The sequence below is a fragment of the Phytohabitans sp. LJ34 genome (genome assembly GCF_052068095.1).
Taxonomy (GTDB): domain Bacteria; phylum Actinomycetota; class Actinomycetes; order Mycobacteriales; family Micromonosporaceae; genus Phytohabitans.
The window spans coordinates 431,316-454,119 of record NZ_JBQHDG010000003.1 but is presented as its reverse complement, the minus strand read 5'-3'; the positions used below and the strand labels follow the sequence as shown (position 1 = coordinate 454,119).

The 22,804-nt window shown below is 72.2% G+C and carries 21 protein-coding genes and 1 pseudogene; 5 read left to right on the top strand and 17 right to left on the bottom strand.

The window, feature by feature from the left end; all coding sequences use genetic code 11:
• Positions 1-202: 202 nt before the first annotated feature.
• From dapB to ACTMTJ_RS07460, 6 genes are all read right to left on the bottom strand, one after another.
• Complete coding sequence (gene dapB, locus ACTMTJ_RS07485) at positions 203-964, bottom strand: 4-hydroxy-tetrahydrodipicolinate reductase (protein WP_441215366.1); 762 nt, start codon at positions 962-964, stop codon at positions 203-205.
• A gap of 29 nt (positions 965-993) precedes the next feature.
• Positions 994-1,905: an acetylxylan esterase gene (locus ACTMTJ_RS07480; RefSeq protein WP_441215365.1), complete on the bottom strand. Its 912-nt coding sequence runs from the start codon at positions 1,903-1,905 to the stop codon at positions 994-996.
• Between the two features lie 79 nt (positions 1,906-1,984).
• The gene (locus ACTMTJ_RS07475) at positions 1,985-3,241 is read right to left on the bottom strand and encodes a M16 family metallopeptidase (RefSeq protein ID WP_441215364.1); all 1,257 of its coding nucleotides are present in this window, start codon (positions 3,239-3,241) and stop codon (positions 1,985-1,987) included.
• Complete coding sequence (locus ACTMTJ_RS07470; RefSeq protein WP_441215426.1) at positions 3,241-5,598, bottom strand: polyribonucleotide nucleotidyltransferase; 2,358 nt, start codon at positions 5,596-5,598, stop codon at positions 3,241-3,243. Before ACTMTJ_RS07470 ends, ACTMTJ_RS07475 begins: the two co-directional genes overlap by 1 nt.
• 193 nt (positions 5,599-5,791) lie before the next feature.
• Positions 5,792-6,061, bottom strand: a complete 270-nt coding sequence (gene rpsO / locus ACTMTJ_RS07465; RefSeq protein ID WP_308714609.1) for a 30S ribosomal protein S15 — start codon at positions 6,059-6,061, stop codon at positions 5,792-5,794.
• Positions 6,062-6,172: 111 nt separating this feature from the next.
• Positions 6,173-7,099 (bottom strand): bifunctional riboflavin kinase/FAD synthetase, encoded by a 927-nt coding sequence (locus ACTMTJ_RS07460; RefSeq protein ID WP_441215363.1) that lies wholly within the window; start codon positions 7,097-7,099, stop codon positions 6,173-6,175.
• Between the two features lie 75 nt (positions 7,100-7,174).
• Between ACTMTJ_RS07460 and ACTMTJ_RS07455 the strand changes: the two genes are divergently transcribed.
• Positions 7,175-10,171, top strand: a complete 2,997-nt coding sequence (locus ACTMTJ_RS07455) for an NACHT domain-containing protein (protein WP_441215362.1) — start codon at positions 7,175-7,177, stop codon at positions 10,169-10,171.
• Here ACTMTJ_RS07455 and truB read toward each other — a convergent pair.
• Complete coding sequence (gene truB, locus ACTMTJ_RS07450; RefSeq protein WP_441215361.1) at positions 10,158-11,042, bottom strand: tRNA pseudouridine(55) synthase TruB; 885 nt, start codon at positions 11,040-11,042, stop codon at positions 10,158-10,160. The two genes, ACTMTJ_RS07455 and truB, sit on opposite strands and share 14 nt — an antisense overlap.
• Before the next feature lie 145 nt (positions 11,043-11,187).
• On the opposite strand from truB, the gene ACTMTJ_RS07445 reads away from it, so the two are divergent.
• Positions 11,188-11,562, top strand: coding sequence for a type II toxin-antitoxin system RelE/ParE family toxin (locus ACTMTJ_RS07445; protein WP_441215360.1), 375 nt, complete (start codon positions 11,188-11,190; stop codon positions 11,560-11,562).
• On the top strand, positions 11,555-11,893 hold the full coding sequence (locus ACTMTJ_RS07440) for an XRE family transcriptional regulator (RefSeq protein WP_441215359.1): 339 nt from the start codon (positions 11,555-11,557) through the stop codon (positions 11,891-11,893). Before ACTMTJ_RS07445 ends, ACTMTJ_RS07440 begins: the two co-directional genes overlap by 8 nt.
• 10 nt (positions 11,894-11,903) lie before the next feature.
• On the opposite strand, the gene ACTMTJ_RS07435 is transcribed toward ACTMTJ_RS07440, so the two are convergent.
• The 10 genes and pseudogenes from ACTMTJ_RS07435 to rimP form a co-directional block, all read right to left on the bottom strand.
• Positions 11,904-13,205, bottom strand: a complete 1,302-nt coding sequence (locus ACTMTJ_RS07435) for an MATE family efflux transporter (RefSeq protein WP_441215358.1) — start codon at positions 13,203-13,205, stop codon at positions 11,904-11,906.
• A gap of 51 nt (positions 13,206-13,256) precedes the next feature.
• Positions 13,257-13,667, bottom strand: a complete 411-nt coding sequence (locus ACTMTJ_RS07430; protein ID WP_441215357.1) for a hypothetical protein — start codon at positions 13,665-13,667, stop codon at positions 13,257-13,259.
• A gap of 420 nt (positions 13,668-14,087) precedes the next feature.
• Positions 14,088-15,140 (bottom strand): DHH family phosphoesterase, encoded by a 1,053-nt coding sequence (locus ACTMTJ_RS07425; protein ID WP_441215356.1) that lies wholly within the window; start codon positions 15,138-15,140, stop codon positions 14,088-14,090.
• Positions 15,137-15,601, bottom strand: coding sequence for a 30S ribosome-binding factor RbfA (gene rbfA, locus ACTMTJ_RS07420; protein WP_441215355.1), 465 nt, complete (start codon positions 15,599-15,601; stop codon positions 15,137-15,139). Before rbfA ends, ACTMTJ_RS07425 begins: the two co-directional genes overlap by 4 nt.
• 95 nt (positions 15,602-15,696) lie before the next feature.
• A complete protein-coding gene (locus ACTMTJ_RS07415) occupies positions 15,697-15,990 on the bottom strand; it encodes a DUF503 domain-containing protein (protein WP_441215354.1) in 294 nt (97 codons plus the stop codon).
• An 11-nt stretch (positions 15,991-16,001) separates the two neighbouring features.
• Positions 16,002-16,391: a hypothetical protein gene (locus ACTMTJ_RS07410; protein ID WP_441215353.1), complete on the bottom strand. Its 390-nt coding sequence runs from the start codon at positions 16,389-16,391 to the stop codon at positions 16,002-16,004.
• A 96-nt stretch (positions 16,392-16,487) separates the two neighbouring features.
• Positions 16,488-19,535, bottom strand: coding sequence for a translation initiation factor IF-2 (gene infB / locus ACTMTJ_RS07405; protein ID WP_441215352.1), 3,048 nt, complete (start codon positions 19,533-19,535; stop codon positions 16,488-16,490).
• A gap of 93 nt (positions 19,536-19,628) precedes the next feature.
• Positions 19,629-19,963 (bottom strand): annotated as a pseudogene (locus tag ACTMTJ_RS07400) (YlxR family protein).
• A 14-nt stretch (positions 19,964-19,977) separates the two neighbouring features.
• On the bottom strand, positions 19,978-21,012 hold the full coding sequence (gene nusA, locus ACTMTJ_RS07395; protein WP_441215351.1) for a transcription termination factor NusA: 1,035 nt from the start codon (positions 21,010-21,012) through the stop codon (positions 19,978-19,980).
• Positions 21,009-21,608 carry a ribosome maturation factor RimP gene (rimP, locus tag ACTMTJ_RS07390; RefSeq protein WP_441215350.1) on the bottom strand — a complete coding sequence of 200 codons (600 nt, stop codon included), beginning with the start codon at positions 21,606-21,608 and terminating at the stop codon, positions 21,009-21,011. The genes nusA and rimP overlap by 4 nt, the downstream gene beginning before the upstream one ends.
• A gap of 292 nt (positions 21,609-21,900) precedes the next feature.
• On the opposite strand from rimP, the gene ACTMTJ_RS07385 reads away from it, so the two are divergent.
• Both ACTMTJ_RS07385 and ACTMTJ_RS07380 read left to right on the top strand, forming a co-directional pair.
• Positions 21,901-22,335: a hypothetical protein gene (locus tag ACTMTJ_RS07385; RefSeq protein ID WP_441215425.1), complete on the top strand. Its 435-nt coding sequence runs from the start codon at positions 21,901-21,903 to the stop codon at positions 22,333-22,335.
• Entirely contained in the window at positions 22,332-22,757 is a 426-nt protein-coding gene (locus ACTMTJ_RS07380) for a ferritin-like domain-containing protein (RefSeq protein WP_441215349.1), read from the top strand. The genes ACTMTJ_RS07385 and ACTMTJ_RS07380 overlap by 4 nt, the downstream gene beginning before the upstream one ends.
• The last annotated feature ends 47 nt before the right edge of the window (positions 22,758-22,804 follow it).

Genomic DNA, 22,804 nt, shown 5'->3' with positions numbered 1-22,804 from the left:
GGGAAGCACTCGCCGCCCGAGGCGGCGCATCGCGGCCGCTTCCTAATGGGAAGCAGAGCAAATGCGGTTGGACGGCACACCTTGCCGGCCGCCGCCGGACGCCCGGCGGTCGGAGTTTGGGTTGTGAACCACGGAGGGTGAGGCCGCGGGAGCAACGGCACGGACCACCGCGGACATCGCGGTAGCCCAAAGGATCAAAGGCTCAGCTGTCGAGCAGCGGGGCCAACCCAACGGTCAGGCCGGGGCGCTGGAGGACCTGGCGGATGGCGAGCAGCACGCCGGGCATGAACGAGGCCCGGTCGTACGAGTCGTGGCGGATGGTGAGGGTCTCGCCGGTCGTGCCGAAGAGGACCTCCTGGTGGGCGACCAGGCCGGCGGCGCGCACCGAGTGGACGCGGACGCCGTCGAGGTCGGCACCGCGGGCGCCGGCCACCTCGTCCTTGGTGGCGTCGGGCATGGCGGCGAGGCCGGCGGCGGCGCGGGCCTCCGCCACGACGCGGGCGGTGTGGGTGGCGGTGCCGCTCGGCGCGTCAACCTTGGCCGGGTGGTGCTGCTCGATGATCTCGACCGACTCGAAGTAGCGGGCGGCCCGCGCGGCGAACTCCATCATCAGCACGGCGCCGACGCCGAAGTTCGGCGCGATGATCACGCCGACCTCGGGCTTGTGCTGGAGCCAGTTGCGCACGCGTTCGAGGCGCTGGGCGGTGAAGCCGCTGGTGCCGACCACGCAGTTGATCCCCTGGTCGATGCACCAGTGCAGGTGGTCCATCACCACGTCGGGGTTGGTGAAGTCGACGACGACCTCCGCACCCGCGTCCGAGGCGTTGAACAGCCAGTCACCCTGGTCGATCATCGCGACCAGCTCTAGGTCGTCGGCGGCGTCGACGGCCTTGCACACCTCCACGCCCATGCGCCCACGGGCACCGAGCACGCCGACACGGATGGGTTCGCGCTCTTCAGTCACGGGGAGAAACTATCCCACGGAGGAGAAGGTCACACGAAGAAGGCGGCGAGCTCACGGTCGCGCGCCGCTAGTTCGGCCGCCTCGGTCGGGTACGGCATGTGGCCGGCGCTGAGCATCCACAGCCGCTTGGGGCCGGCGAGCGCGTGGTAGATGGCGAACTGACCGACCGGCGGCACGGCCGGATCGCGCCGCGCCACGGACACGAAGACCGGTATCCGGATGCGGGTCGCGGCGGTCGCGGCGTCGAAGTAGGCGAGCACGTCGCGCACCTCGGGCTGGCGCGCCACCCGCCTGCGCACCGCCTCGCCGCTGCCGGTGCACGGCACGCGCAGCCGCAGCGGGTGGTGGCCGAAGCTCGGCAGGTAGAAGTGCGCGCGGTGGAAGCGGTCGTCCCATGGAAGCGCGAGCGCGCCGATGCCGCCGCCGAAGCTGCCGCCGTTGTAGTCGAGCCGCTCGATGCCCGGAAAGCGCTCCAGCAGGACCGAGGCGGAGCGCCAGATGTCGGCGGCGCAGAAGCGGTGCACGTACGTCTCCCGCGACTCGATGCCGTGCAGCACGTGCTCACCCGTCACCGCCGGGATCGTGGGCGACAGGCTGCGCGGCAGCCCGGGCGCGCACGGGAAGATCTTCGCGGCCTCGGGCGCGGGCGCGTACTCGTCCGGCCCGTCCGGGCGGCCCTGGTAGCCGTGGCTCACCACCATGCCGCGGCTCACCTCGGCACCGCGCGGGTAGGTGAGCCAGGCGAACGCCCGCTCGCCCGTGGCTGAGTCGAAAGTCAGCTCCTCGACCCGCCGGCCGAGCCGGTCGTCGTCGTATCGCCGGCGAACTCGCCAGGACAGTGGTGGTTTGGACAGGTCCTCACGCGTGGCACGCCAGAACGCCTCGAAATCGGCGGGCTCCGGCGGCGGTGCGGGAGGCTCGGGGAGGGACCCGGCGCTCATGGCCCATCATCGTGCCGCCCGCACACATCGACGCTCAAGGCCCTGATAGATAGACCACGATCAGGGCACCAAAATAGCCCTATACCGGGCCAATCACCGCCAACGAGGTGGGCCTTGTCAGCAGATCGGTGGCCAGTGCGTTCACCTGGTCGAGCGTCACCGCGTCGACGCGGGCCAGCAGCTCGTCCACGGAGAGCACGCTGCCGTACAGCAGCTCACCCTTGGCCAGCCGGCTCATCCGCGAGCCGGTGTCTTCCAGGCCCAGCACGTACGAGCCTTTGGACATGCCCTTGCCGCGGGCCAGCTCGGCCTCGGTGAAGCCCTTTGCCGCCACCGCGGCCAGCTCGGCCCGGGTCAGCTCCAGCACCTCGTCGACCTTGCCCGGCGCGCAGCCGGCGTAGACCGCGAAGAGGCCGGTGTCGGCGTACTGGCTGGAGTACGAGTAGACCGAGTACGCGAGGCCGCGCTTTTCCCGGATCTCCTGGAAGAGCCGGCTGGACATGCCGCCGCCGAGCACGTTGTTGAGCACGCCGAGCGCGAAGCGCCGCTCGTCGAGCCGCCCGATGCCGGGGCAGCCGAGCACGATGTGCGCCTGCTCGGTGTCCTTTCCGCGTACCACCGTGTCGGGCGCCTGCGTCGGCACGGTGTCGGTGGGTCGCAGCGGCGCGGGCGTGCCCCCACCGGCCAGGTCGAGGTTTCGCCGCACCAGCTCGACCACGACGTCATGGTCGAGGTTGCCGGCCGCGGCGACCACAATGGACGGTGCCAGGTACCGGTCGTGGTAGAAGCCCTCGATCTGCGGCCGCGTCATCGGCGCGATCGTGTCCTGCGTGCCGGAGATGAGCCGGCCCAGCGGGTGGGTGCCGTAGACGGCCTCGGCGAAGACGTCGTGCACCTCGTCGCCGGGCTCGTCGTCGTGCATCGCGATCTCTTCGAGGATCACGCCGCGCTCGGTCTCCACATCGGCCGCGTCGAGCACCGAGTGGGACACGAGGTCGCACATCACGTCGATGGCGAGCGGCAGGTCTTCGTCGAGGACCCGCGCGTAGTAGCAGGTGTACTCCTTGGTGGTGAACGCGTTGGTCTCGCCGCCCACCGCCTCGATCTGGGCCGAGATGTCCAGCGCGGTGCGCCGCTCGGTGCCCTTGAAGAGCAGGTGCTCCAGGAAGTGCGAGACGCCGGCGAGCTCGGGTGCCTCGTCGCGGGAGCCGATGCCCACCCACACGCCGAACGAGACGCTCCGCATCGAGGGGATCGCCTCGGTCAGCACCCTAAGGCCCGAGGGCAGCACGGTACGCCGTACCGTGCTGCCCCCGTCCCTACTGTCCAGCGTCATCAACGACGGTGCCGGCGGCGGCGCGGGCCGCCTTCGCCGTCGCCCTCACCCGCGGGCTCGCCGCGGCTCGGGCCACGGTCGCCACCGTCGCGGTCACCGCGGTCGCGCGGACCACGGTCGCCCCGGTCGCGGGCCGGCGGGCGGTCGCCACCGGCGGCGTCGGCCGGCGCCTCCTCGCCCTCGGCGCGCACCTTGTCGAGGTAGATCTTGCCGCGCTGGTCGATGTCGGCGATCTGCACCTCGACCTTGTCGCCGACGTTGAGGTAGTCCTCGACCTTCTCGACCCGCTTGCCGTTGCCCACCTTGGAGATGTGCAGCAGGCCGTCGCGGCCGGGCAGCAGCGAGATGAACGCGCCGAACGCGGCCGTCTTCACCACCGTGCCGAGGAACTTGTCGCCCACCTTCGGCAGCGTGGGGTTGGCGATCGCGTTGATCCGCTCGACCGCCGCCTCGGCCGAGGGGCCGTTGGTCGCGCCGACGTAGATCGTGCCGTCGTCTTCGATCGAGATCTCGGCGCCGGTCTCGTCCTGGATCGCGTTGATGGTCTGGCCCTTCGGCCCGATCACCATGCCGATCTTGTCGACCGGGATCTTGACGGTGGTGACCCGCGGCGCGTACTCGGACATCGTGGCCGGTGCCTCGATGGCCTCCTGCATCACGTCGAGGATCGTCTGGCGCGCGTCGTGGGCCTGCTGGAGCGCGGCCGCGAGCACGTCGGACGGGATGCCGTCGAGCTTGGTGTCGAGCTGGAGCGCGGTCACGTACTCACGGGTGCCGGCGACCTTGAAGTCCATGTCGCCGTAGGCGTCTTCCGCGCCGAGGATGTCGGTGAGGCTGACGTACTGCGTCTTGCCCTCGACCTCGTCGGAGATCAGGCCCATCGCGATGCCCGCGACCGGCGCCTTCAGCGGCACACCGGCCGACAGCAACGACATGGTCGAGGCGCAGACCGAGCCCATCGAGGTCGACCCGTTGGAGCCGAGGGCCTCGGAGACCTGGCGGATCGCGTACGGGAACTCCTCGCGGCTGGGCAGCACCGGGATCAGCGCCCGCTCGGCCAGCGCGCCGTGGCCGATCTCGCGCCGCTTGGGCGCGCCGACCCGGCCGGTCTCACCCGTCGAGTACGGCGGGAAGTTGTAGTTGTGCATGTAGCGCTTGTGCTTTTCCGGCGACAGCGTGTCGAGCTGCTGCTCCATGCGGAGCATGTTGAGCGTGGTGACGCCGAGGATCTGCGTCTCGCCCCGCTCGAACAGCGCCGAACCGTGCACCCGCGGCAGCACCTGGGTCTCGGCGGTCAGCGGCCGGATGTCGCGCGGGCCGCGGCCGTCGATGCGCACCTGGTCGCGCAGCACGCGCGTGCGCACCTCCGACTTGACCAGCGAGCGGAACGCCGGAGAGATCTCCTTCTCGCGCCCCTCGAACTGCGGGGCGACGAGCTCGACGGCCTTGTCCTTGATGCGGTCGAGCGCTTCCTCACGCTCGGCCTTGCCGGCGATCTTCAGCGCCTCGCTGACCTCACCGCGCACCGCGGACGCGACCGCCTCGAAGGCGTCGTCCTGGTAGTCGAGGAAGGTCGGGAACTCGGCGATCGGCTTGGCGGCCACGTCGGCGATCACGCTCTGCGCGCGGCACAGCTCGCGGATGGCCGGCTTGGAGGCCTCCAGGCCACCGGCGACGATCTCCTCGGTCGGCGCGGTGGCGCCGCCCGCGACGAGGGCGACGGTGTGCTCGGTGGCCTCGGCCTCGACCATCATGATCGCGACGTCGCCGTCGGGCAGGACGCGGCCGGCGACCACCATGTCGAACGTGGCGCGAGCCAGCTCCTCGTGGGTCGGGAACGCCACCCACTGGCCGTCGATGTGTGCCATCCGGGTGGCACCGATCGGGCCGGAGAACGGCAGGCCGGAGAGCTTGGTGGAGAGGGACGCGGCGTTGATCGCCACCACGTCGTACGGGTGGGCCGGGTCGAGCGCCAGGATGGTCTCGACGACCTGGACCTCGTTGCGCAGGCCCTTGACGAAGCTGGGGCGCAGCGGCCGGTCGATCAGGCGGCAGGTGAGGATCGCGTCCTCACTCGGCCGGCCCTCGCGGCGGAAGAACGAGCCGGGGATGCGACCCGCGGCGTACATGCGCTCTTCGACGTCGACGGTCAGCGGGAAGAAGTCGAATCCCTCGCGGGGCTGCTTGCCCGCCGTGGTCGCGGAGAGGACGACGGTGTCGCCGAGCTGGGCGATCACGGAGCCGGCGGCCTGCTTGGCCAGCCGGCCGGTGGAGAACGTGATCTCCCGGGTGCCGAACGACCCGTTGTCGATCACCGCGGTGCTTTGCTGGTTGCCGAGGCTGTTGTGCTCGGTCATGTTCTGGATGCACTCCTCTTCGGTTGTGGGGGTCACAACCTCGGGAGCTGCTCAGACGGGCCGGTCTTCGATCGAAGCGCCCGGGGGGCCGATGTGCGGCAGCCCGGGGGCCACTACCGAGGACCGGTGCGTCGATCCGCTCCCGGACCCCCTCGGGTGGGTAGGGGAGCGACTCACGCCGCTCCCCCGGTGTTTATCGCCGCAGACCGAGCCGCTCGATGATCGACCGGTAGCGGTTGATGTCCTTCTTCGCCATGTAGTTCAGGAGGCGGCGGCGGCGACCCACCAGGAGCAGCAGACCACGGCGGCTGTGGTGGTCGTGCTTGTGCACCTTGAGGTGCTCGGTGAGGTCGGCGATCCGCTTGGTAAGCACCGCGACCTGCACCTCGGGAGAACCAGTGTCTCCCTCGACGGTCGCGTACTCTTCCCTGATCTTGGCCTTGGCTTGTTGGTCGAGCGCCATTTTCTCCCTGTTTCTATGGGCGTTAACAGTCCGGGCCCGCGGCGTCGTGCAGGCACACGGAACAGAACGTCGTAACACGACGTCCCGGTAACACTACCAGCCCGTGAGACGCTACCCGTTCAGCAGTGCCCGGGTCTGCGCCACGTCCTCCTTGATCTGGGCGATCAGGGGCTCGATCCCGTCGTACTTGACCTGGCCACGCAGGTTGGCCACCAGCTCCAGGCCGAGGCGCTCGCCGTAGAGGTCGCCGTCGAAGTCGAGGATGTGCGCCTCGACCCGCCGGTCTTCGCCCGAAAAGGTAGGGTTTGTCCCCACGGAGGCGGCGGCCGGCAGCCGCTCGTCGCCGCGGATCACCCATCCGGCGTACACGCCGTCGGCCGGCACCGCCGTGTGGGTGCCGGTGAGGAAGTTGGCCGTGGGGAAGCCGAGCTGGCGGCCCCGCTGGTCACCGCGGACGATCACACCCTCCACCCGGTGCGGCCGGCCGAGCGCCTCGGCGGCCGCCGCCACGTCGCCGGCGGCGACACAGGCGCGGATGTACGTCGAGGAGAACACCGTGTCGCCGCTCGACACCAGCGGCGAGTCTTCGACCGCGAACCCCCACCGGCGGCCCAGGTCGCGCAGCAGCGCCCCGTCGCCGGCCGCCTTGTGGCCGAAGCGGAAGTTGTCACCCACCACCACCACGGCCGCGTGCAGGTGCTCGACCAGCACGTCGTGGACGAACGCCTCCGGTGGGAGCCGGGAGAAGTCCAGCGTGAACGGCACCACGCACAGCGCGTCGACGCCCAGCTCGGCGATCAGCTCGGCCTTGCGCCGCGGCTCGGTGAGCACGGCGGGGTGGGTGCCCGGCCGGACCACCTCGGAGGGGTGCGGGTCGAACGTCAGGACCACCGACTGGAGCCCGGCGTCGCGGGCCCGCTTCACCGCATGGCCGATGGTCGCCTGGTGTCCCCTGTGGACACCGTCGAACACCCCGATGGTGACCACCGAACGGCCAAACCCGCTCGGCACCGTGTCGTACCCCCGCCACCTCTGCATGCAGCCCACTCTAGGCCGTCCGGAGCCGCGAGCAGCGCGTGTGCGTTATCACTCGGTCTGTGGCACCCTCGGCGCGTGCCCGGTCTGGAGGTAGCCGCGATCTCACTCGGCGCGGCGGTGGCGAGGGTGGCCTGCGGCGTCTGGCTCGGCGACCACCGGATGGCGGCCGAGGGCGGTGCCAGCGTGATCGACCACGCGGCCGAGCGGCTGACCAGTGCCCGCGAGCGACGACGGTTCCACCGGATCTGGGAGGAGGCCGCCGAGGTCGTCGCCGAGCGGCTCCTGGCCCTCCGCGAGCTGGGCGACCTGCCGCCCAACGAGCAGGAGGCGGCGCTCCACGCGGTGCGGGAGACGTTCGAGGCGGCCGCGCTCACCGAGGAAGACCTGTTCAAGCAGGACCTGGACGCCGGCTACCTGGACCGCTACCTGCGCGCCCAGGACCCGGGGCGGCCGGTGCGCGCCGGCCTCGCCGAGGGCGGGGTCCGGCTGTACGACCTGGTGCTGCGCGAATGCGCCGCCTACGCGATCGAGGCCGCCCGCGCGCTGCCCGGCGCGGGCATCGCCGGGATCACCGAGCTGCTGCGCCGCGACCGCCAGATCCTCGACGAGATCCGCGCCATGCTGGAGCGCCTGCCGGAGCGGCGCGGGCCGCACGACTTCGAGCGCGACTACCGGCAGCTCGTGGCCAACCGGCTCGACCAGGTCGAGTTCTTCGGCGTGACGCTCTCCGAGTCCAGCCGCCGCTACCCGCTCTCGGTCGCTTACCTGAGCCTGACCGCGCGGGCCGCGCGGACCCCGGACGACCTGCTCGCGGGCGACCAGGTGGAGCGGGTCCTGGCCCGCTCCGACCGGCTCTTCGTGCGCGGGCAGGCCGGCACCGGCAAGACCACGCTGCTGCACTGGGTCGCGGTGCACAGCGCGCGCGACACCTTCCCGGACCGCCTCGCGGCCTGGCAGGGGACCGTGCCGTTCTTCCTGCCCCTGCGCCGGTACGCGGCCTCCGAGCTGCCCGCGCCGGAGGCCTTCCTCCAGGAGGTGGGCCGCCACATCGCGCAGGAGATGGCACCGGGCTGGGTGCAGCGGCAGCTCCGCTCGGGCCGGGCGATCGTGCTGCTCGACGGCGTCGACGAGCTGGCCGAAGACCGCCGCGACGAGGTGAAGCGGTGGCTCACCGACCTCATCACGGCGTTTCCGCGGGCCCGCTACGTGGTCACGTCGCGGCCGGCGGCCGCGCCGGAAGACTGGCTGGCCGCGGCCGGCTTCCTCGCCGCCGAGCTAGAGCCGATGACCCCGACACAGGTACGCGCGTTCACGCACCGGTGGCACGAGGCGATACGCAGCGGATGCGCCACCGAGCCGGAACGGGCGGAGGTCACCGAGCAGGAGCAGGGGCTGCTCGACGCCCTCGACCGCCACCGCCACCTGCGCCAGCTGGCCGGCTACCCGCTGCTGTGCGCCCTGCTCTGCGCGCTGCACCGCGACCGGCGCGGCCAGCTGCCCGGCAACCGCATGGAGCTGTACGAGATCGCGCTGCACATGCTTCTGGAGCGGCGCGACCGGGAGCGCCGGGTCGACACCCAGCCGGTGATCGGCCGTACCGAGCAGACCCTGCTGCTCAGCGACCTGGCGTACTGGCTGATCCGCAACGGCTGGTCGGACGCGGCCCGCGACGACGCGATCGACCGGCTGGCGGCGAAGCTGCGGGCGATGCCGCAGGTCAAGGCGGAGGCGGCCCAGGTCTACCGGGTACTGCTGGAACGCACCGGCCTGCTGCGCGAGCAGGTCGAGGGGCGAGTGGACTTCGTCCACCGGTCGTTCGAGGAGTACCTGGCCGCCAAGCAGGCGGTCGACGAAGGCGACTTCGGGGTGCTGCGGGCGCACGCGCACGAGCCGCAGTGGCACGAGGTCGTGGTGATGGCCGCCGGCCACGCCAGCGCGGCCGGCCGGGAGACGCTGCTGGGCGGGCTGCTGGCGCGCGGGCGCGACCGCGAGACCCCACGCGCCCACCGCGACCTGCTCGGCCTTGTCGCGCTCGCCTGCCTGGAGACCTCGCCCGAGCGCTCCCCCGAGCTGGAGCGGACCATCCGCGAGGCCACCGCCAAGCTTGTGCCGCCGCAGGGCGAGGCGGCCGCGCGGGCGCTCGGACGGGCCGGACCGTTCGCGATCGACCTGATGATGGCGAGCCAGCCCAACAACGAGTACGCCGCGGTGCTCACCATCGAAGCGGTCCGCGAGTCGGGCGACCCGGCCGCGCTGCCGCTGCTGGCCCGGTTCGGCGGCGACTCGCGACACAGTGTCGTGGACGCGCTCGTGCGGGCCTGGTCGCACTTCGACCCCGAGGAGTACGCCGCGCGGGTGCTGGCCGACTCGCCGCTGCACGCCGGCGAGCTGACCGTCGACGACGCCCGCCTGCTGCCCGCGCTGCGCTGGCTGCGGCGGCTGACGCACCTCACCGTGGCGGCCGGCGGCCTGGACGGTGTCGCCTTCGTCCGTGACCTGCCGGCGCTCCGGGCGCTGGAGGTCGCCGCCTCACCGGGGCCGCTGGACCTGGCGCCCCTGGCCGGCCTGCCGGATCTCACCTCGCTTGTCGTGGCCGGCGACGTGACGGGCGTGCGTGTACTGACCGGCCTGCCGCTGCGCGAGCTGGCCATCAGCGCCCCGCGCGTCTACGAGCTGGACGGCGCCGAGCTGCCCGCGCTCGAGTCGCTGACGCTCTACCACGTCACCACCGTCGAGCCGCTCGCCGGCATCGGCCTGCCCGCGATGACCCGGCTCGACCTGCACCTCGGCGGCGCGTGGTCCGCCGACAGGCTTCCGGTGCCACCGGGCCTGCGGCGGCTAGCACTCCACTTCGCGACGCCGCCGGATCTGCGCGCGCTGCGCGAGGTGACCGGCCCGGTGATCTCCATCCACCACCACGGTCACGGCCCGCTCGACCTCTCGCTGCTGGCCGGCCGCGCCAACGTGCGGGTGCACCTGTACCGCCGCAGCGCCCAGGTGGTCGGCGAGCGTGAGCTGGGTCCCGGGAGCCTGGTCCGCAGCGCCTGGGAAGACGGCCTCACGAGCCGGTGAAGACCACCTCGGGGCGGGCCCGCCCCTCCCGCTCGCGCACGATCGCGAGCAGCCCGCCGTCCGGGGCGAAGACCGCGTAGGGCCCCTCGATGCCGGCGCGGTCGAGCGGCCCGCCGTGCGACAGCGTCTTCGCCTCGTCCACAGTGGCCTCCCGTGCCGCGAAGAACCGCCGGGCGGCGTCCGCGAGCGGCAGGTTGACCACCTCGGGCGCCACCTTCTCCAGCTCTTCCAATGTGGACGCTTCCGCCAGCGTGAAGCCACCGACGGCCGTCCGCCGCAACGCCGTCAGGTGACCGCCCACCTCCAGCCCGGCGCCGAGGTCGCGGGCGATCGCGCGGATGTAGGTGCCGGACGAGCAAACCACCTCGACGTCGACGTCGACCACGTCCGCGGACGGTCGGCGGATCGCCAGCACCTCCAGCCGGGAGATCGTCACGGGCCGCGCGGCAAGCGTCACCTGCTCGCCCTCGCGCACCCGCTTGTACGCCCGCTTGCCGTCGATCTTGATAGCGCTCACCGCGCTCGGCACCTGCTCGATGTCACCGGTGAGCGCGTCCAGCCCGGCGCGGATCGCGCCGTCGGTCACGTGGCCGGCCGGCGTAGTGGCGACCACCTCGCCCTCGGCGTCGTCGGTGATCGTTGCCTGTCCGAGGCGGATGGTCGCCGTGTAGCCCTTGCCCGACCCGATCACGTAGGTCAGCAGCCGGGTCGCCTTGCCCACGCCGATGACCAGCACGCCGGTGGCCATCGGGTCGAGGGTGCCGCCGTGCCCTACCCGCCGGGTCCGGGCCAGCCGGCGTACTCGTGCCACGACATCGTGCGATGTCATCCCGGTCGCCTTGTCCACGACCACCAGCCCGTCCACGCTCACGGCGCAAGCCTGCCAGATAGCGGATTGTGATCAATCGGGCACGGTGGCAGCCTCGGCTCGCATTCCACGAGAGCTTCGCTGGAAGATCAATAGACCTTGCGCGTTATATGATGTCAGCGTTATAGTCTTCCCGTGGAGTCGCGTCGTGAGTTGGTCGATCATCGTTCTGGAGCCGGCCCGATCCTGGCTGCACACCCTGCGGCGCACCGACCGCGCCACCCTGCTCCTCGTCAGCCAGGCCATCGAGGCGCTCGGCGTCGAGGGCCCGGCGCTCGGTCGGCCGCTTGTCGACACGGTCAAGGGCTCGCGCCTGGCCAATCTCAAAGAGTTACGTCCCGGATCGCGCGGCGCCAGAAAGGTCCGGGTCCTGTTCGTCTTCGACCCGCTGCGGCGGGCGGTGATCCTGGTGGGCGGCGACAAGGCCGGCCGTTGGCGTAGCTGGTACAGCACGGCGATCCCGATGGCCGAGGCGGCGTATGCCGAGCATTTGAAGCATGTGGAGGAGCAGACGCATGAGTGACCACCTGAGTGATCCCGAGACGCGTTCTTGGGACGACATGAAGGGCGAGCTCGGCTTCACCGAGGCGGAGCGGGCCGAGATCGACGACGGCGCCCGGCGGATGGTCGCCGAGTCGCGGGCCCACCGGCTGGCCGAGGTGCGCCGCCGCCAGCGCACCACCCAGGTGGAGGTCGCCAAGGCGATGGGCGTGACGCAGGCGCGGGTGTCCCGCATCGAAAAAGGCCAGCTGGAGCGCACCGAGGTGGAGACGCTCGCGGCGTACGTGCGGGCCCTCGGCGGCAAGCTGACGATCGTGGCCGACTTCGGCGACGAGCAGTACGTGCTGGGCTGACGCCGGGGGCCTATCGCACCGCGCCGACCACGGCCCACGCGCCGGTGCGCATCCGCAGCAGCAGGGTGACCAGGCGCAACACGATGAAGAGCGACAGCCCCGCCCAGATGCCACCCAGCCCGGCGTCCAGCGCGTACGCCAGCCAGACCACCGGCAGAAAGCCGCCCAGCGCCGCCAGGATCGTGGCGTTGCGCAGGTAGCGGGCGTCGCCGGCGCCGATGAGCACGCCGTCCAGGGCGTAGACGATGCCGGCCAGCGGCAGCAGTGCGACAAACCACGGCCAGGCCACCAGCGCCTGGTCGTGCACCGCCGGGTCGCCGGTAAACCAGCCCGGCACCACGCCCGCGCCCGCGCCGATCACCACCGCGAAGCCGGCGCCGCTGACGCCACCGATCAATGCGATGCGCCGGCCCAGGTCGCGCGCCTCGCGGTCGTGTCCGGCACCCAGCGCGGCGCCGATCAGCGACTGGGCGGCGATGGCCACCGCGTCGAGGGCGAGCGCGCAGAAGAACCACAGCTGCACGGTGATCTGGTGCGCCGCGACCACCGCCGTGCCGAAGCGGGCGGCCACCGCCGTCGCGGAGAGGAAGCAGGCCTGAAACGCCGAGCCGCGGATCAGCAGGTCGCGGCCGAGCACGAGCTGCTGGCCGATCACCGCCGGGTGTGGGCGCAGGGACACCCGCTCGGCGACGAGCGCACGGGCGAAAAACACACCCGCGACCGTCTGCGCCACCACGTTGGCCACGGCCGAGCCGGTCAGGCCGAGCCCCGCCGGGTACACGAGGATGGGGCAGAGCACCGCGGAGAGCACGTTGGCCCCGAGCACGTAGTAGAGCGGCCGCCGGGTGTCCTGCACCCCGCGCATCCAGCCGTTGCCGGCGGCGGCGAGGAGAAGGCCGGGGGCGCCGAGCGCCGCGATCCGCAGCCATTCGGCGGCGGCGCCGGCCACGTCCGAGTCACCACCGCCGAGGGTACGGGCCAGGGGGCCGGCCGCCACCTGGGCGACGACCGCCAGGGCGAGTCCGACGCCGAACGCCAGCCACGACGCCTGCACGCCCTCGGCCACCGCCGCGGCCCGGTCACCGGCCCCGAAGCGGCGGGCGGAGCGGCCGGTCGTGCCGTACGCCATTACGGTGCCCAGCCACGCGGCCGCCGACATCACCGTGCCGCCGATCGCGAGCGCGGCGAGCGGGACACTCCCCAGGTGTCCGACGACCGCGGTGTCGACGAGCACGTAGAGCGGCTCGGCGGCGAGCACGATCAGTGCGGGCAGCGCGAGAGCCGTGATGCGGCGCAGGGAGTACGGGGACATCGCCCGCCATCCTGACACCGATCACGTAATGACCGCAATGGCCTGTGGTGCTTACGCCACGAAGAGCGAGCGCGGCTCGCCGTACTCCTTGATCTCGGTGCTCGTCGACTGGATGAGCTCGCGCGACCGGCGCCAGCCGGCCACCTGCTCGGCGTAGCGGACGCCTCCGCTGCGGGCGACCACGGTCCACGGCATGCCGAAGCCCACGCGAAGCAGGGTGATGATCGGCAGCAGGAGGAGCAGGAGCAGCCACTCGGCCACGAAGATGGCCGCGACGAGGACGACCGGAAACAGCACCAGGACGGCGGCGACGACGATGGCGATCAGAAGCCCGATGGGCTCGTCGCCGCTGATGGGAAAGTCGGTCAGGCCGCCCTTGCCCATGTCACGGCCGCGGGGCCGCCAGGGCAACCAGCGCCGGCCGACCCACCAGCGCCGGCCGTCAGGTCCTTCGATCCGCATGCCCTCGCATGGTGCCAAGGGCAATCAAGCGGGTGACTGTCTTACTGGCGCGTGTCCATGGAGGTCTGGAGTGCGCGGCGGGCCTGCTCGCGCTCGTCTTCGGTCGTCTGCGGCTTGGGCTTGCTAGCCATCGGAACAACGTCCTTCCAGGGCGTGCGGCTCTTGAGCGTGAGCCACCACGGCGGGCGGTCGTGCGGTGCGCCGAAACGGCCCTCCGGGATCGCCGGAACGGCGGTGGCGCGAGCCCGGGTCGGTCTGACCCTGGAGGCAACACCGGCCGCACGCAGTGCTCTGGATACGAACTGCACGCACGAACCGGTACGCAACGCCAACCAAGTTAGCGTTAAGTCAGATGAACGCGCGCTAGGTTCCCGGCATACGGACGGGTAGCAGAAGGAGACGCAGCGTCGTCGCGCCCGCTCACAGCTCCGCGCGGATGGACCCGATCACGTCGTCGACCGTGCCCCGCCCGGTGAACCCCGCCGCCAGCCGGTGGCCACCGCCGCCGAGCGCCACCGCGACCCGGCTCACGTCGACGGCGCCCTTGCTCCGCATCGAAACCGCCCACTCGGCCGGAGCGACCTGCTTGACGACGCAGCTCACGTCGGCCTCCGCCGAGCACCGCACGGAGTCGATGAGCGCCTCCAGCACGTACGGCTTCTGACCGTGGCGGGCGAGGTCGTCGAGCGTCGCGTACGTCCACACGAGCCCCACCCCGCCGGCCGCCTCGGGCTCGAGCTGGGCGCGCCGCAGCACGTCGCCGTAGAGCCGAACGGCGCCGAACGGGCGGGTGTCGAAGATCCGGCGGGAGATCTCACCCGGGCTGATGCCGGTGGCGATGAGCCGGGCGGCCATCTCGTGCACCGCCGGGGTCGTCATGTCGAACCGGAACGAGCCCGTGTCGGTCGCCAGCGCCACGTAGAGGCACGCCGCGATCTCCGCGTCGAGCGACACTCCCAGCCGGTCGAGCAGGCCCTCGGACACCACCGAGGTGGCGGCGGCACCCGGGTCGACGAGGTGGATGCCACCGAAACGTGTATTGGACGCGTGGTGGTCGAGCACCACGGCGGCGCCCGCCGTGTCGAGCCGGTCGACGAGCGCGCCGAGCCGGGAGGCGCTCGCCGCGTCGAAGCAGAGGAACAGGTCGGGCGCCGGGTAGGCGGTATCTGCCGGGACCAGCAGGTCGAGGCCGGGCAGCCAGCGGAACGGCTCGGGCACCTCCGGCGGCCCGGTGTACCCGTCGCCGGCGGCTCCCGCCGTCGCACCCGGGAACGTCGCCTGAAGCTGGGTGACGCCCAACCGGCGCAAGCCCAGCGCCACGCCGAGCATGCTGCCGAGAGCGTCGCCGTCCGGGTTGACGTGGCAGACCAGCAGCACCGTGCCGCCCGGCGGCAGGCCGCGCACCGCGGCGACGGCGGCGGCCCAGTCGGCGGCGGCAGGCTCCGCGGCCGGCGCCTCGACCACGGCGGTCACGGCCGGTCCCGGGCGTCGTCTTCGTCGCCCTCGTCCTCGTCCGCCTCTTCTTCCTTGTACGGGTTGGCCTCCCCCGCGTACTCCGCGCCGGCCGCCAGCCGCTGCACCTCGGTGTCGGCCGTGCGCGCCTGGGCGAGCAGGTCGTCGATGTGCTTGGCGTGATCCTGCACGACGTCGTGGACGAAGGTCAGCGTCGGCGAGTGGCGGAGCCCGAGCGCTTTGCCGACGGTGCTGCGCACGAGCCCCTTGGCGCTGTCGAGGGCGGCCGCGGTGCCCGCCTGGGCGGCGGCGTCGCCGAGCACCGTGTAGAACACCGTGGCGTCACGCAGGTCGCCGGTGATCCGGGCGTCCGTGATGGTGATCATGCCGAGGCGAGGGTCTTTGATCTGGGTGCGCACCACCGAAGCCACCAGCTCCCGCACCCGCTCCGCGTGCCGGCGTACCTTGGCCGGGTCCGTCATCTCGCCACCTCCGGAAGCTTCACTTGCGCGCACCCGGCCAGGCGGCCGGAAACACCCGCCAACCTCTGCACACTACCCGTGTGAGCAGCTCAAAATCAGTCCTCGTCGCCGTGTAGCCGGCGCCTCACGGACAGCAGCTCGATCTCTGGACGGCCGGCCATGAGGCGCTCGCAGGAGTCGAGCACCTCGCCCACGTGCCGGGGCTCGGCGGCCACCACCGCCACCCCGATCTCCGCCCGTCCGTGCCGGTCGAGCGCGCCGACCTCGGCCACGGATATCTCGAACTTTCGCAGCGCCGCGACGATCGGCCGCACGTACGAGCGCTTCGCCTTCAACGAACGTGAGTCCCCCGGCAGGAGCACGTCAAACACAGCGGTTCCGGTATACACGCCGAGAGAACTTACTGGGCCGGGGACCGCCCCGCGACAATGATCGGCTCCGGGGTCTCGGGCAGCGGCGCGGCGCCGGCGCCCATCGGCAGCCGCGGGTGCAGGGGCAGCGGCGCGCCCGAGCTGCCGCCGCGGCCCGGATACACGTATAGCCCGTTGACCGGGTCGGGCACCGCGTCGAGCACCGCACGCACACCGGGCAGCGCCCGGAAGCGCAGCCATCCCTCGGGGTCGCGGAAGCCCACCTCGAAGACAAGCCCCCAGGGCTGCTCCACCCAACCCCAGTCGCGCGCCCCGTGGGTCACCGCCATCTCGAAGAGCGACTCGCCGAGCTGGTCGCGCCACCGGTGGGCGGAGAACGCTCCGTGCCGGACCTCGATCGACCACCAATGCAGCTCCACGGCTACCCCCTTGGCGACGTCCCGCGTCCACGGTACGCCCGGAAAACACAAGCGCCCCGCCGGTGCGATGCCGGCGGGGCGCTTGCTACGCGTTCGCTACGAGCGCGTCTTCTCGCGCATCTCGAACGTCTCGATGACGTCGTCGACCTGGATGTTGTTGTAACCCTGGAGCGTCAGACCACACTCGAAGCCCTCGCGGACCTCGGTCGCGTCGTCCTTGAACCGCTTGAGCGAACTGAGCGTGAGGTTGTCGGCCACGACGGCCCCATCGCGGATGAGCCTCGCCTTGGCGTTGCGCCGCAGGACGCCGGACCGGACGATACAACCCGCGATGTTGCCGACCTTGGACGAACGGAAGACCTCGCGGACCTCCGCCGAGCCGAGCTCGACCTCTTCGTACTCGGGCTTGAGCAGGCCCTTGAGCGCCGCCTCGATCTCCTCGATGGCCTGGTAGATGACCGTGTAGTACCGGATCTCCACGCCCTCGCGGTCGGCGATCTCGCGGACCTTGTTGGCGGCCCGCACGTTGAAGCCGATGATCGTCGCGGCCTCGGACGAGGCACTGGCGAGCATGACGTTGCTCTCGGTGATCGCGCCGACGCCCCGGTCGAGGATCTTGAGCTGCACCTCTTCGGGGATGTCGAGCTTGAACAGCGCATCCTCCAGGGCCTCCACCGAACCGGAGACGTCGCCCTTGAGGATGAGGTTGAGCGTGGTCTTCTCGCCCTCCTTGATCTGCTCCATGAGGTTTTCGAGCGTGACCCGGCCGCGGGAGTTGGCGAAGCTCGCCGCCCGCCGCCGCGCCTGCCGCTGCTCGGCGATCTGTCGCACGGTGCGGTCGTCGGTCGCGGCCAGGAACGTGTCACCCGCACCCGGCACGGCCGTGAGGCCGAGCACGAGCACCGGACGGGCCGGACCCGCCTCGGTGACCGCCTTGAAGTTTTCGTCGAGCATGGCGCGGACCCGGCCGTGCGCCCCACCGGCGACGATCGAGTCACCGGCGCGGAGCGTGCCCTTCTGCACCAGCACCGTGGCCACCGCACCCCGGCCCTTGTCGAGGTGGGCCTCGATGGCGACACCCTGAGCCGGCCCGTCGACGGGAGCGGTCAGCTCCAGCGACGCGTCAGCGGTCAGCAGCACGGCCTCGAGCAGCTCGTCGATGCCGATGCCGGGCTTGGCCGCGACGTTGACGAACATCGTGTCGCCGCCGTACTCCTCGGCCACCAGCCCGTACTCGGTGAGCTGCTGGCGCACCTTGTCCGGGTTGGCCTCCGGCTTGTCGACCTTGTTGACCGCGACCACGATCGGCACCTCGGCCGCCTTGGCGTGGTTGAGCGCCTCGATCGTCTGAGGCATCACGCCGTCGTCGGCCGCGACCACGAGGATGACGATGTCGGTCACCTGGGCACCACGGGCACGCATGGCGGTGAACGCCTCGTGACCCGGGGTGTCGATGAAGGTGATCGCCCGCTCGGTGCCCTCGTGCTCGACCATGACCTGGTAGGCACCGATGTGCTGGGTGATGCCGCCGGCCTCGCCCTCGATCACGTTGGTCTTGCGGATCGCGTCGAGCAGCTTCGTCTTACCGTGGTCGACGTGACCCATGACGGTCACGACCGGCGGCCGGCTGACCAGCCGGTCTTCGTCGACCGCCGCGTCGAGGTCGATGTTGAACTGCGCAAGCAGCTCACGGTCCTCGTCTTCCGGGCTGACGATCTGCACGTCGAAGCCGAGGTGCTCACCGAGCAGCAGCAACGTGTCGTCGGAGACCGACTGCGTCGCCGTCACCATCTCGCCCAGGTTGAACATCTCCTGGACCAGTGAACCGGGGTTGGCGTTGATCTTGTCGGCGAAGTCGGAGAGCGACGCGCCGCGCGAAAGCCGGACGACCTGGCCCTGACCGCGCGGAGCACCGGAGCTCATCTGCGGCGCGGACAGGTTGTCGAACTCTTGACGCCGCTGCTTCTTCGACTTGCGACCGCGGGTCGGCTTGCCACCGGGACGCCCGAAGGCACCCGCCGCACCGCCGCCGCGACCGCGACCGCCACCACCGGGACGGCCGGCACCGCCGGCACCCGCGGGCGCTCCGCCACCGGGACCGCCACGGTAACCACCGCCGCCGCCACCGGGACCACCGCCGCCACCGGGACCGCCGCGGTAACCACCGCCGCCGCCACCGGGACCGCCGCCGCCACCGCGGAAGCCACCGCCACCGCCGCCGCCGCCGCCGGGACCGCCGCCACTGCGGAAGCCACCGCCGCCGCCACCGCCACCACCGGGACCGCGACCGCCGCCGCCGGGGCCACGGCCACCGCCGGGACCGCCAGGGCCACCGCCGGGTCGGCCGGGCCGCTGCGTCGGCATGGACGCCGGGCTCGGTCGGGGGGGCATGGACGCCGGGCTCGGCCGCGGGGGCATCGAGGCCGGGTTGGGCCGCTGGCCGCCACCGCCGCCGCTGGCCGCGGGGCGCTGGCCGCTGGGCGTGATGCCGAACGGGTTGTTGCCACCGCTGCGCGGCGGACGCGGGCCGGGACGGCCGCCACCCGTGGCGGGTGCCGCGGGTGGGGTGGGCCGACCGGCGGCCGGGGAACCGGGCCGCGGTGGCACCGCGCCCGGACTGGGCTTGGGCCGGGTCGCACCGTCGGCCGGGGGCTCCCGCCGAGCGGTGTCACGCTGCTTGGCCGCCTGCTGGGCGGCCTTGACCGCCTCCGCCTGGTCGCGCTTGAGCCGCGCCGCGCGCTCCTCCGCCGCGGCGACCTCGATGTCGTGGGCGCTCGCGGGCTTGGCCACCGGGGTGGGCTGGGGCGGATTGGGGACGGGGGACTTGGGTCGGGCCGAGGGCCCGGGCGCGGGCGTCGTGGCCCGCCGGGGCGGCGCCGGACGCGCCGCGACCTTCTGGGGCGCCGGAGCCGGTGCGGCGGGTGCCGCCGCTGAGGCCGCCGGGGCCGACGGAGCGGCCGGAGCCGCCGCGGGGGCTTGCGATCCTGCGGCGAACGCACCACGCAGCCGCCGGGCGACCGGCGCCTCCACAGTGCTCGACGCTGACTTGACGAACTCGCCCATTTCTTTCAGCTTGGCGAGCACGGTCTTACTTTCGACCCCGAGCTCCTTCGCAAGCTCGTGTACGCGGGCCTTGCCTGCCACTGCACTCCTCACTCCGAGGTCGTGCGGGCGGCACCCGCAGCGACCTCACTCCTGCACTTGAAGCCTGGTCATTTCAGCGACTTCATCGTGTGCTCATGTCGGTCGTCCTACCTTGCTCTTTGCGACCCCCGACCGGTCTGGTGACCGGTCGTAGTGGCTACCGCACGGATGTGCTCGGCCAGCGCACCGCTGTCCAGGACACCGGTGACGCGCAGCGCTCGCCCGAAGGCGCGACGCCGCTCCGCCAGCGCGAAGCAAGCCGGATCAGGATGCAGATGAGCTCCCCGACCCGGCAGTCTACGGGCCGGATCCGGCGTAAGGCTGTGGCCAGCCTCACTGGGAACCGCGACAACCCGTAGCAAATCGGTGGCCGCCGCCCGATGCCGGCAACCCACACAGGTGCGCACCGGCCGCGCACGTCGTACCAACGGAGAGTCTACTCCTACGCCTCGGCGACCGCGCCGCCTGGCTCGGTCGCATGATCGCCACCGGCGGGGCGCGCCGGCTCGTTGTCCGGCTTGATGTCGATCCGCCAGCCGGTGAGCCGCGCGGCGAGGCGGGCGTTCTGCCCTTCCCGGCCGATGGCGAGCGACAGCTGGAAGTCGGGCACGGTCACCCGTGCGGTGCGTGTGGCCGCGTCGACGACCTCCACGCGCAGCGCCTTGGCCGGCGAGAGCGCGTTGCCGACGAAGTGTGCCGGGTCGTCCGACCAGTCGATGATGTCGATCTTCTCGCCGTGCAGCTCGCTCATCACCGCGCGGACCCGCTGGCCCATCGGCCCGATGCAGGCGCCCTTGGCGTTGACACCGGGCGCGGTCGAGCGCACTGCGATCTTGGTGCGGTGACCGGCCTCACGGGCGATCGCGGCGATCTCCACGGTGCCGTCGGCGATCTCCGGCACCTCCAGCGCGAAGAGCTTCTTCACCAGGTTGGGGTGCGACCGGGAGAGCGTGATCTGCGGCCCGCGGAAGCCCTTCGCCACGTGTACGACCACGCAGCGGATCCGCTGGCCGTGCGCGTAGATCTCGCCGGGCACCTGCTCGGAGTGCGGCAGCACCGCCTCCAGCTTGCCCAGGTCGACGGTGACGATGCCCTTCTCCGAGCGCGCCTCGTGCGCCTGCACCACGCCGGTCACCAGGTCGCCGTCGCGCCCCACGTACTCACCGAAGTGCACCTCGTCGGTCGCCTCGCGCAGCCGCTGGAGGATCACCTGCTTGGCGGTCATCGCGGCGATCCGGCCGAAGTCGTGCGGGGTGTCGTCCCACTCCCGGACGACACTGCCGTCCGAGTCCAGCTCCTGCGCGTACACGAGCGCGGCGCCGGTCTTCCGGTCGATCTCCACCCGCGCGTGCGCCTCGGCGCCCTCCGTGTGCCGGTACGCGGTCAGCAACGCGGTCTCGATCGCCGCGAGGATCGTGTCGAACGGGATCTCCCGCTCTCGCTCGAGGGCGCGCAGCGCCGCGAGGTCGATGTTCACCTCTCCTCGTCCTCCTCGTCGATCTCGTCGTCCTCGTCCGCACCCTCGACCTCGCCCCAACGGGTGAACTCGAGCTGCACCCGGCCGGCCCCGAGGTCGGTGTGGGCCACCTCCTGGATGGTGCCGTCGACGTCGAGCGTCACGCCCTCGTCGCCAGCGGCCTTGATCCGCGCGGTGACCTGGCGGCCCGCCGCGCTCACCTTCACCAACCGGCCGACGTTGCGCCGCCAGTGGCGGGGCAGCGTGAGTGGCCGGTCGACGCCGCGCGAGCTGACCTCCAGCTCGTACTCGCCGGGCAGCAGATCGCCCTCGGCCGCTTCGGCCGCGTCGAGCGCCGCCGAGACGGCCCGCGAGACGTCGGCGATGTCGTCGAGGCTGACGCCCCGGTCACCGTCGATCGTCACCCGCACCACGTGTCGCCGGCCGGCCCGGGACACGGCGAGGTCTTCCAGGTCGTATCCGGCATCGGTCACCACCGGCTGCACGACGGCGGCGACCCGATCCCGGGAGACCCGGGGCTGCGGGGTCCGGTCGGCGGGCGGGCGGCGGCGGTCACCGGAGCCTCGCGGTGGAGTGGTGCGACCACGCTGAGTCATCAGGCGCACCTCTCTCCGTCACTCGGGCCACCCAGCCACCGTCTCCCCGGCCTGGTTAGGCGGCCATGCCTCCTCGCCACCGGACCAAACAGCGTCCGGTGGCTGCGCAGAGCGTAACGCGCCGAAGCGCTTCCGGGACGGCCGGCGCACCGACCTTCCCCCGCGTGGGACCACTGTGGGGGTTTCCCGGGAGTGGGGTGGCCGGCCGGTGGCGTGCGTACGGCAGACTTTGGCCGTGCGGAGCAGGCTTGTAGATCAACAGCCGTCCCGCCGTGGAGTGCTGGCCGCGGCGGTGGGGGCCGTCGCGGTATACCCGATCTCGGGGTGCGGCCTCTTCGGCGACGACGAGGAGAAGGCGCAGCCCCCGGCGCCCGACCCGCTCGCTCCGCTGCTCGCCGAGGCGCGGTCGCTCGCCGGCCAGCACGAGGCGGCGATCGCCGCCTTTCCTGTGCTCGCCGAGCGCCTGACACCGGTCGCCGAGGCACACCGCGAGCACGCGGCCGCCCTGGCCAAGGTCATCAAGACGCCCGAGCCGAGCGCGTCCGCGTCCGCCAGCCCTTCACCGCCGGCCGGCGACGCGAAGGGCACACTCGCCGCGCTGCGGGCGGCGGAGCAGAAGTGCCAGAAGGCCGCCGCGCAAGCCTGCCAGGCGGCACCCGCCGAGCGCGCCGCGCTGCTCGGCTCGATCGCCGCCGCCTGCGCGACGCACCTGGAGGTGGTCCGATGAGCCCGGAGGCTCTGGTCACCGCCCTCGACGCCGAGCACGCGGCGATCTACGCGTACGGGCCGATCGGGGTGCGCCTCGACACCGCCTCGGCCGGCGACGCGCGCCAGGCCGAGGCCGCGCACCGCTCCCGGCGGGACGCGCTCGTGCTCCGGCTGACCGCGCTCGGCACGACCCCGCCGCCGGCGGCGCCGAGCTACGCGCTGCCGTACCCGCTGACCGACCGGGCCGCCGCGCTCCGGCTGGCCACCGAGATCGAGGAACGCACCGCGGCGGTGTGGCGGGCCGCGCTGCCGGCGACCAAGGACGCCGACCGGGGCACCGCGCTCGCCGCGCTCACCGACTGCGCGGTCCGGGCCACCCGCTGGCGGCGCCGTGCCGGGGTCAGCCCGGCCACCGTCCCCTTCCCCGGCCGGGCTACCTGATACCCCCAGGTCTTGCCCGTGGCATACCGAGTATGCATACTCGGTAG

Excerpts from the sequence above, each read along its gene's own strand:
- ACTMTJ_RS07430 (WP_441215357.1), bottom strand. The coding sequence starts at position 13,667 with ATGCGGATCGAAGGACCTGACGGCCGGCGCTGGTGGGTCGGCCGGCGC.
- rimP (WP_441215350.1), bottom strand. The coding sequence starts at position 21,608 with ATGACTCAGCGTGGTCGCACCACTCCACCGCGAGGCTCCGGTGACCGC.
- ACTMTJ_RS07480 (WP_441215365.1), bottom strand. The coding sequence starts at position 1,905 with ATGAGCGCCGGGTCCCTCCCCGAGCCTCCCGCACCGCCGCCGGAGCCC.
- ACTMTJ_RS07470 (WP_441215426.1), bottom strand. The coding sequence starts at position 5,598 with ATGACCGAGCACAACAGCCTCGGCAACCAGCAAAGCACCGCGGTGATC.
- rbfA (WP_441215355.1), bottom strand. The coding sequence starts at position 15,601 with ATGACGGACCCGGCCAAGGTACGCCGGCACGCGGAGCGGGTGCGGGAG.
- rpsO (WP_308714609.1), bottom strand. The coding sequence starts at position 6,061 with ATGGCGCTCGACCAACAAGCCAAGGCCAAGATCAGGGAAGAGTACGCG.
- ACTMTJ_RS07475 (WP_441215364.1), bottom strand. The coding sequence starts at position 3,241 with ATGACGCTGGACAGTAGGGACGGGGGCAGCACGGTACGGCGTACCGTG.
- ACTMTJ_RS07380 (WP_441215349.1), top strand. The coding sequence starts at position 22,332 with ATGAGCCCGGAGGCTCTGGTCACCGCCCTCGACGCCGAGCACGCGGCG.
- ACTMTJ_RS07440 (WP_441215359.1), top strand. The coding sequence starts at position 11,555 with ATGAGTGACCACCTGAGTGATCCCGAGACGCGTTCTTGGGACGACATG.
- ACTMTJ_RS07460 (WP_441215363.1), bottom strand. The coding sequence starts at position 7,099 with ATGCAGAGGTGGCGGGGGTACGACACGGTGCCGAGCGGGTTTGGCCGT.
- ACTMTJ_RS07435 (WP_441215358.1), bottom strand. The coding sequence starts at position 13,205 with ATGTCCCCGTACTCCCTGCGCCGCATCACGGCTCTCGCGCTGCCCGCA.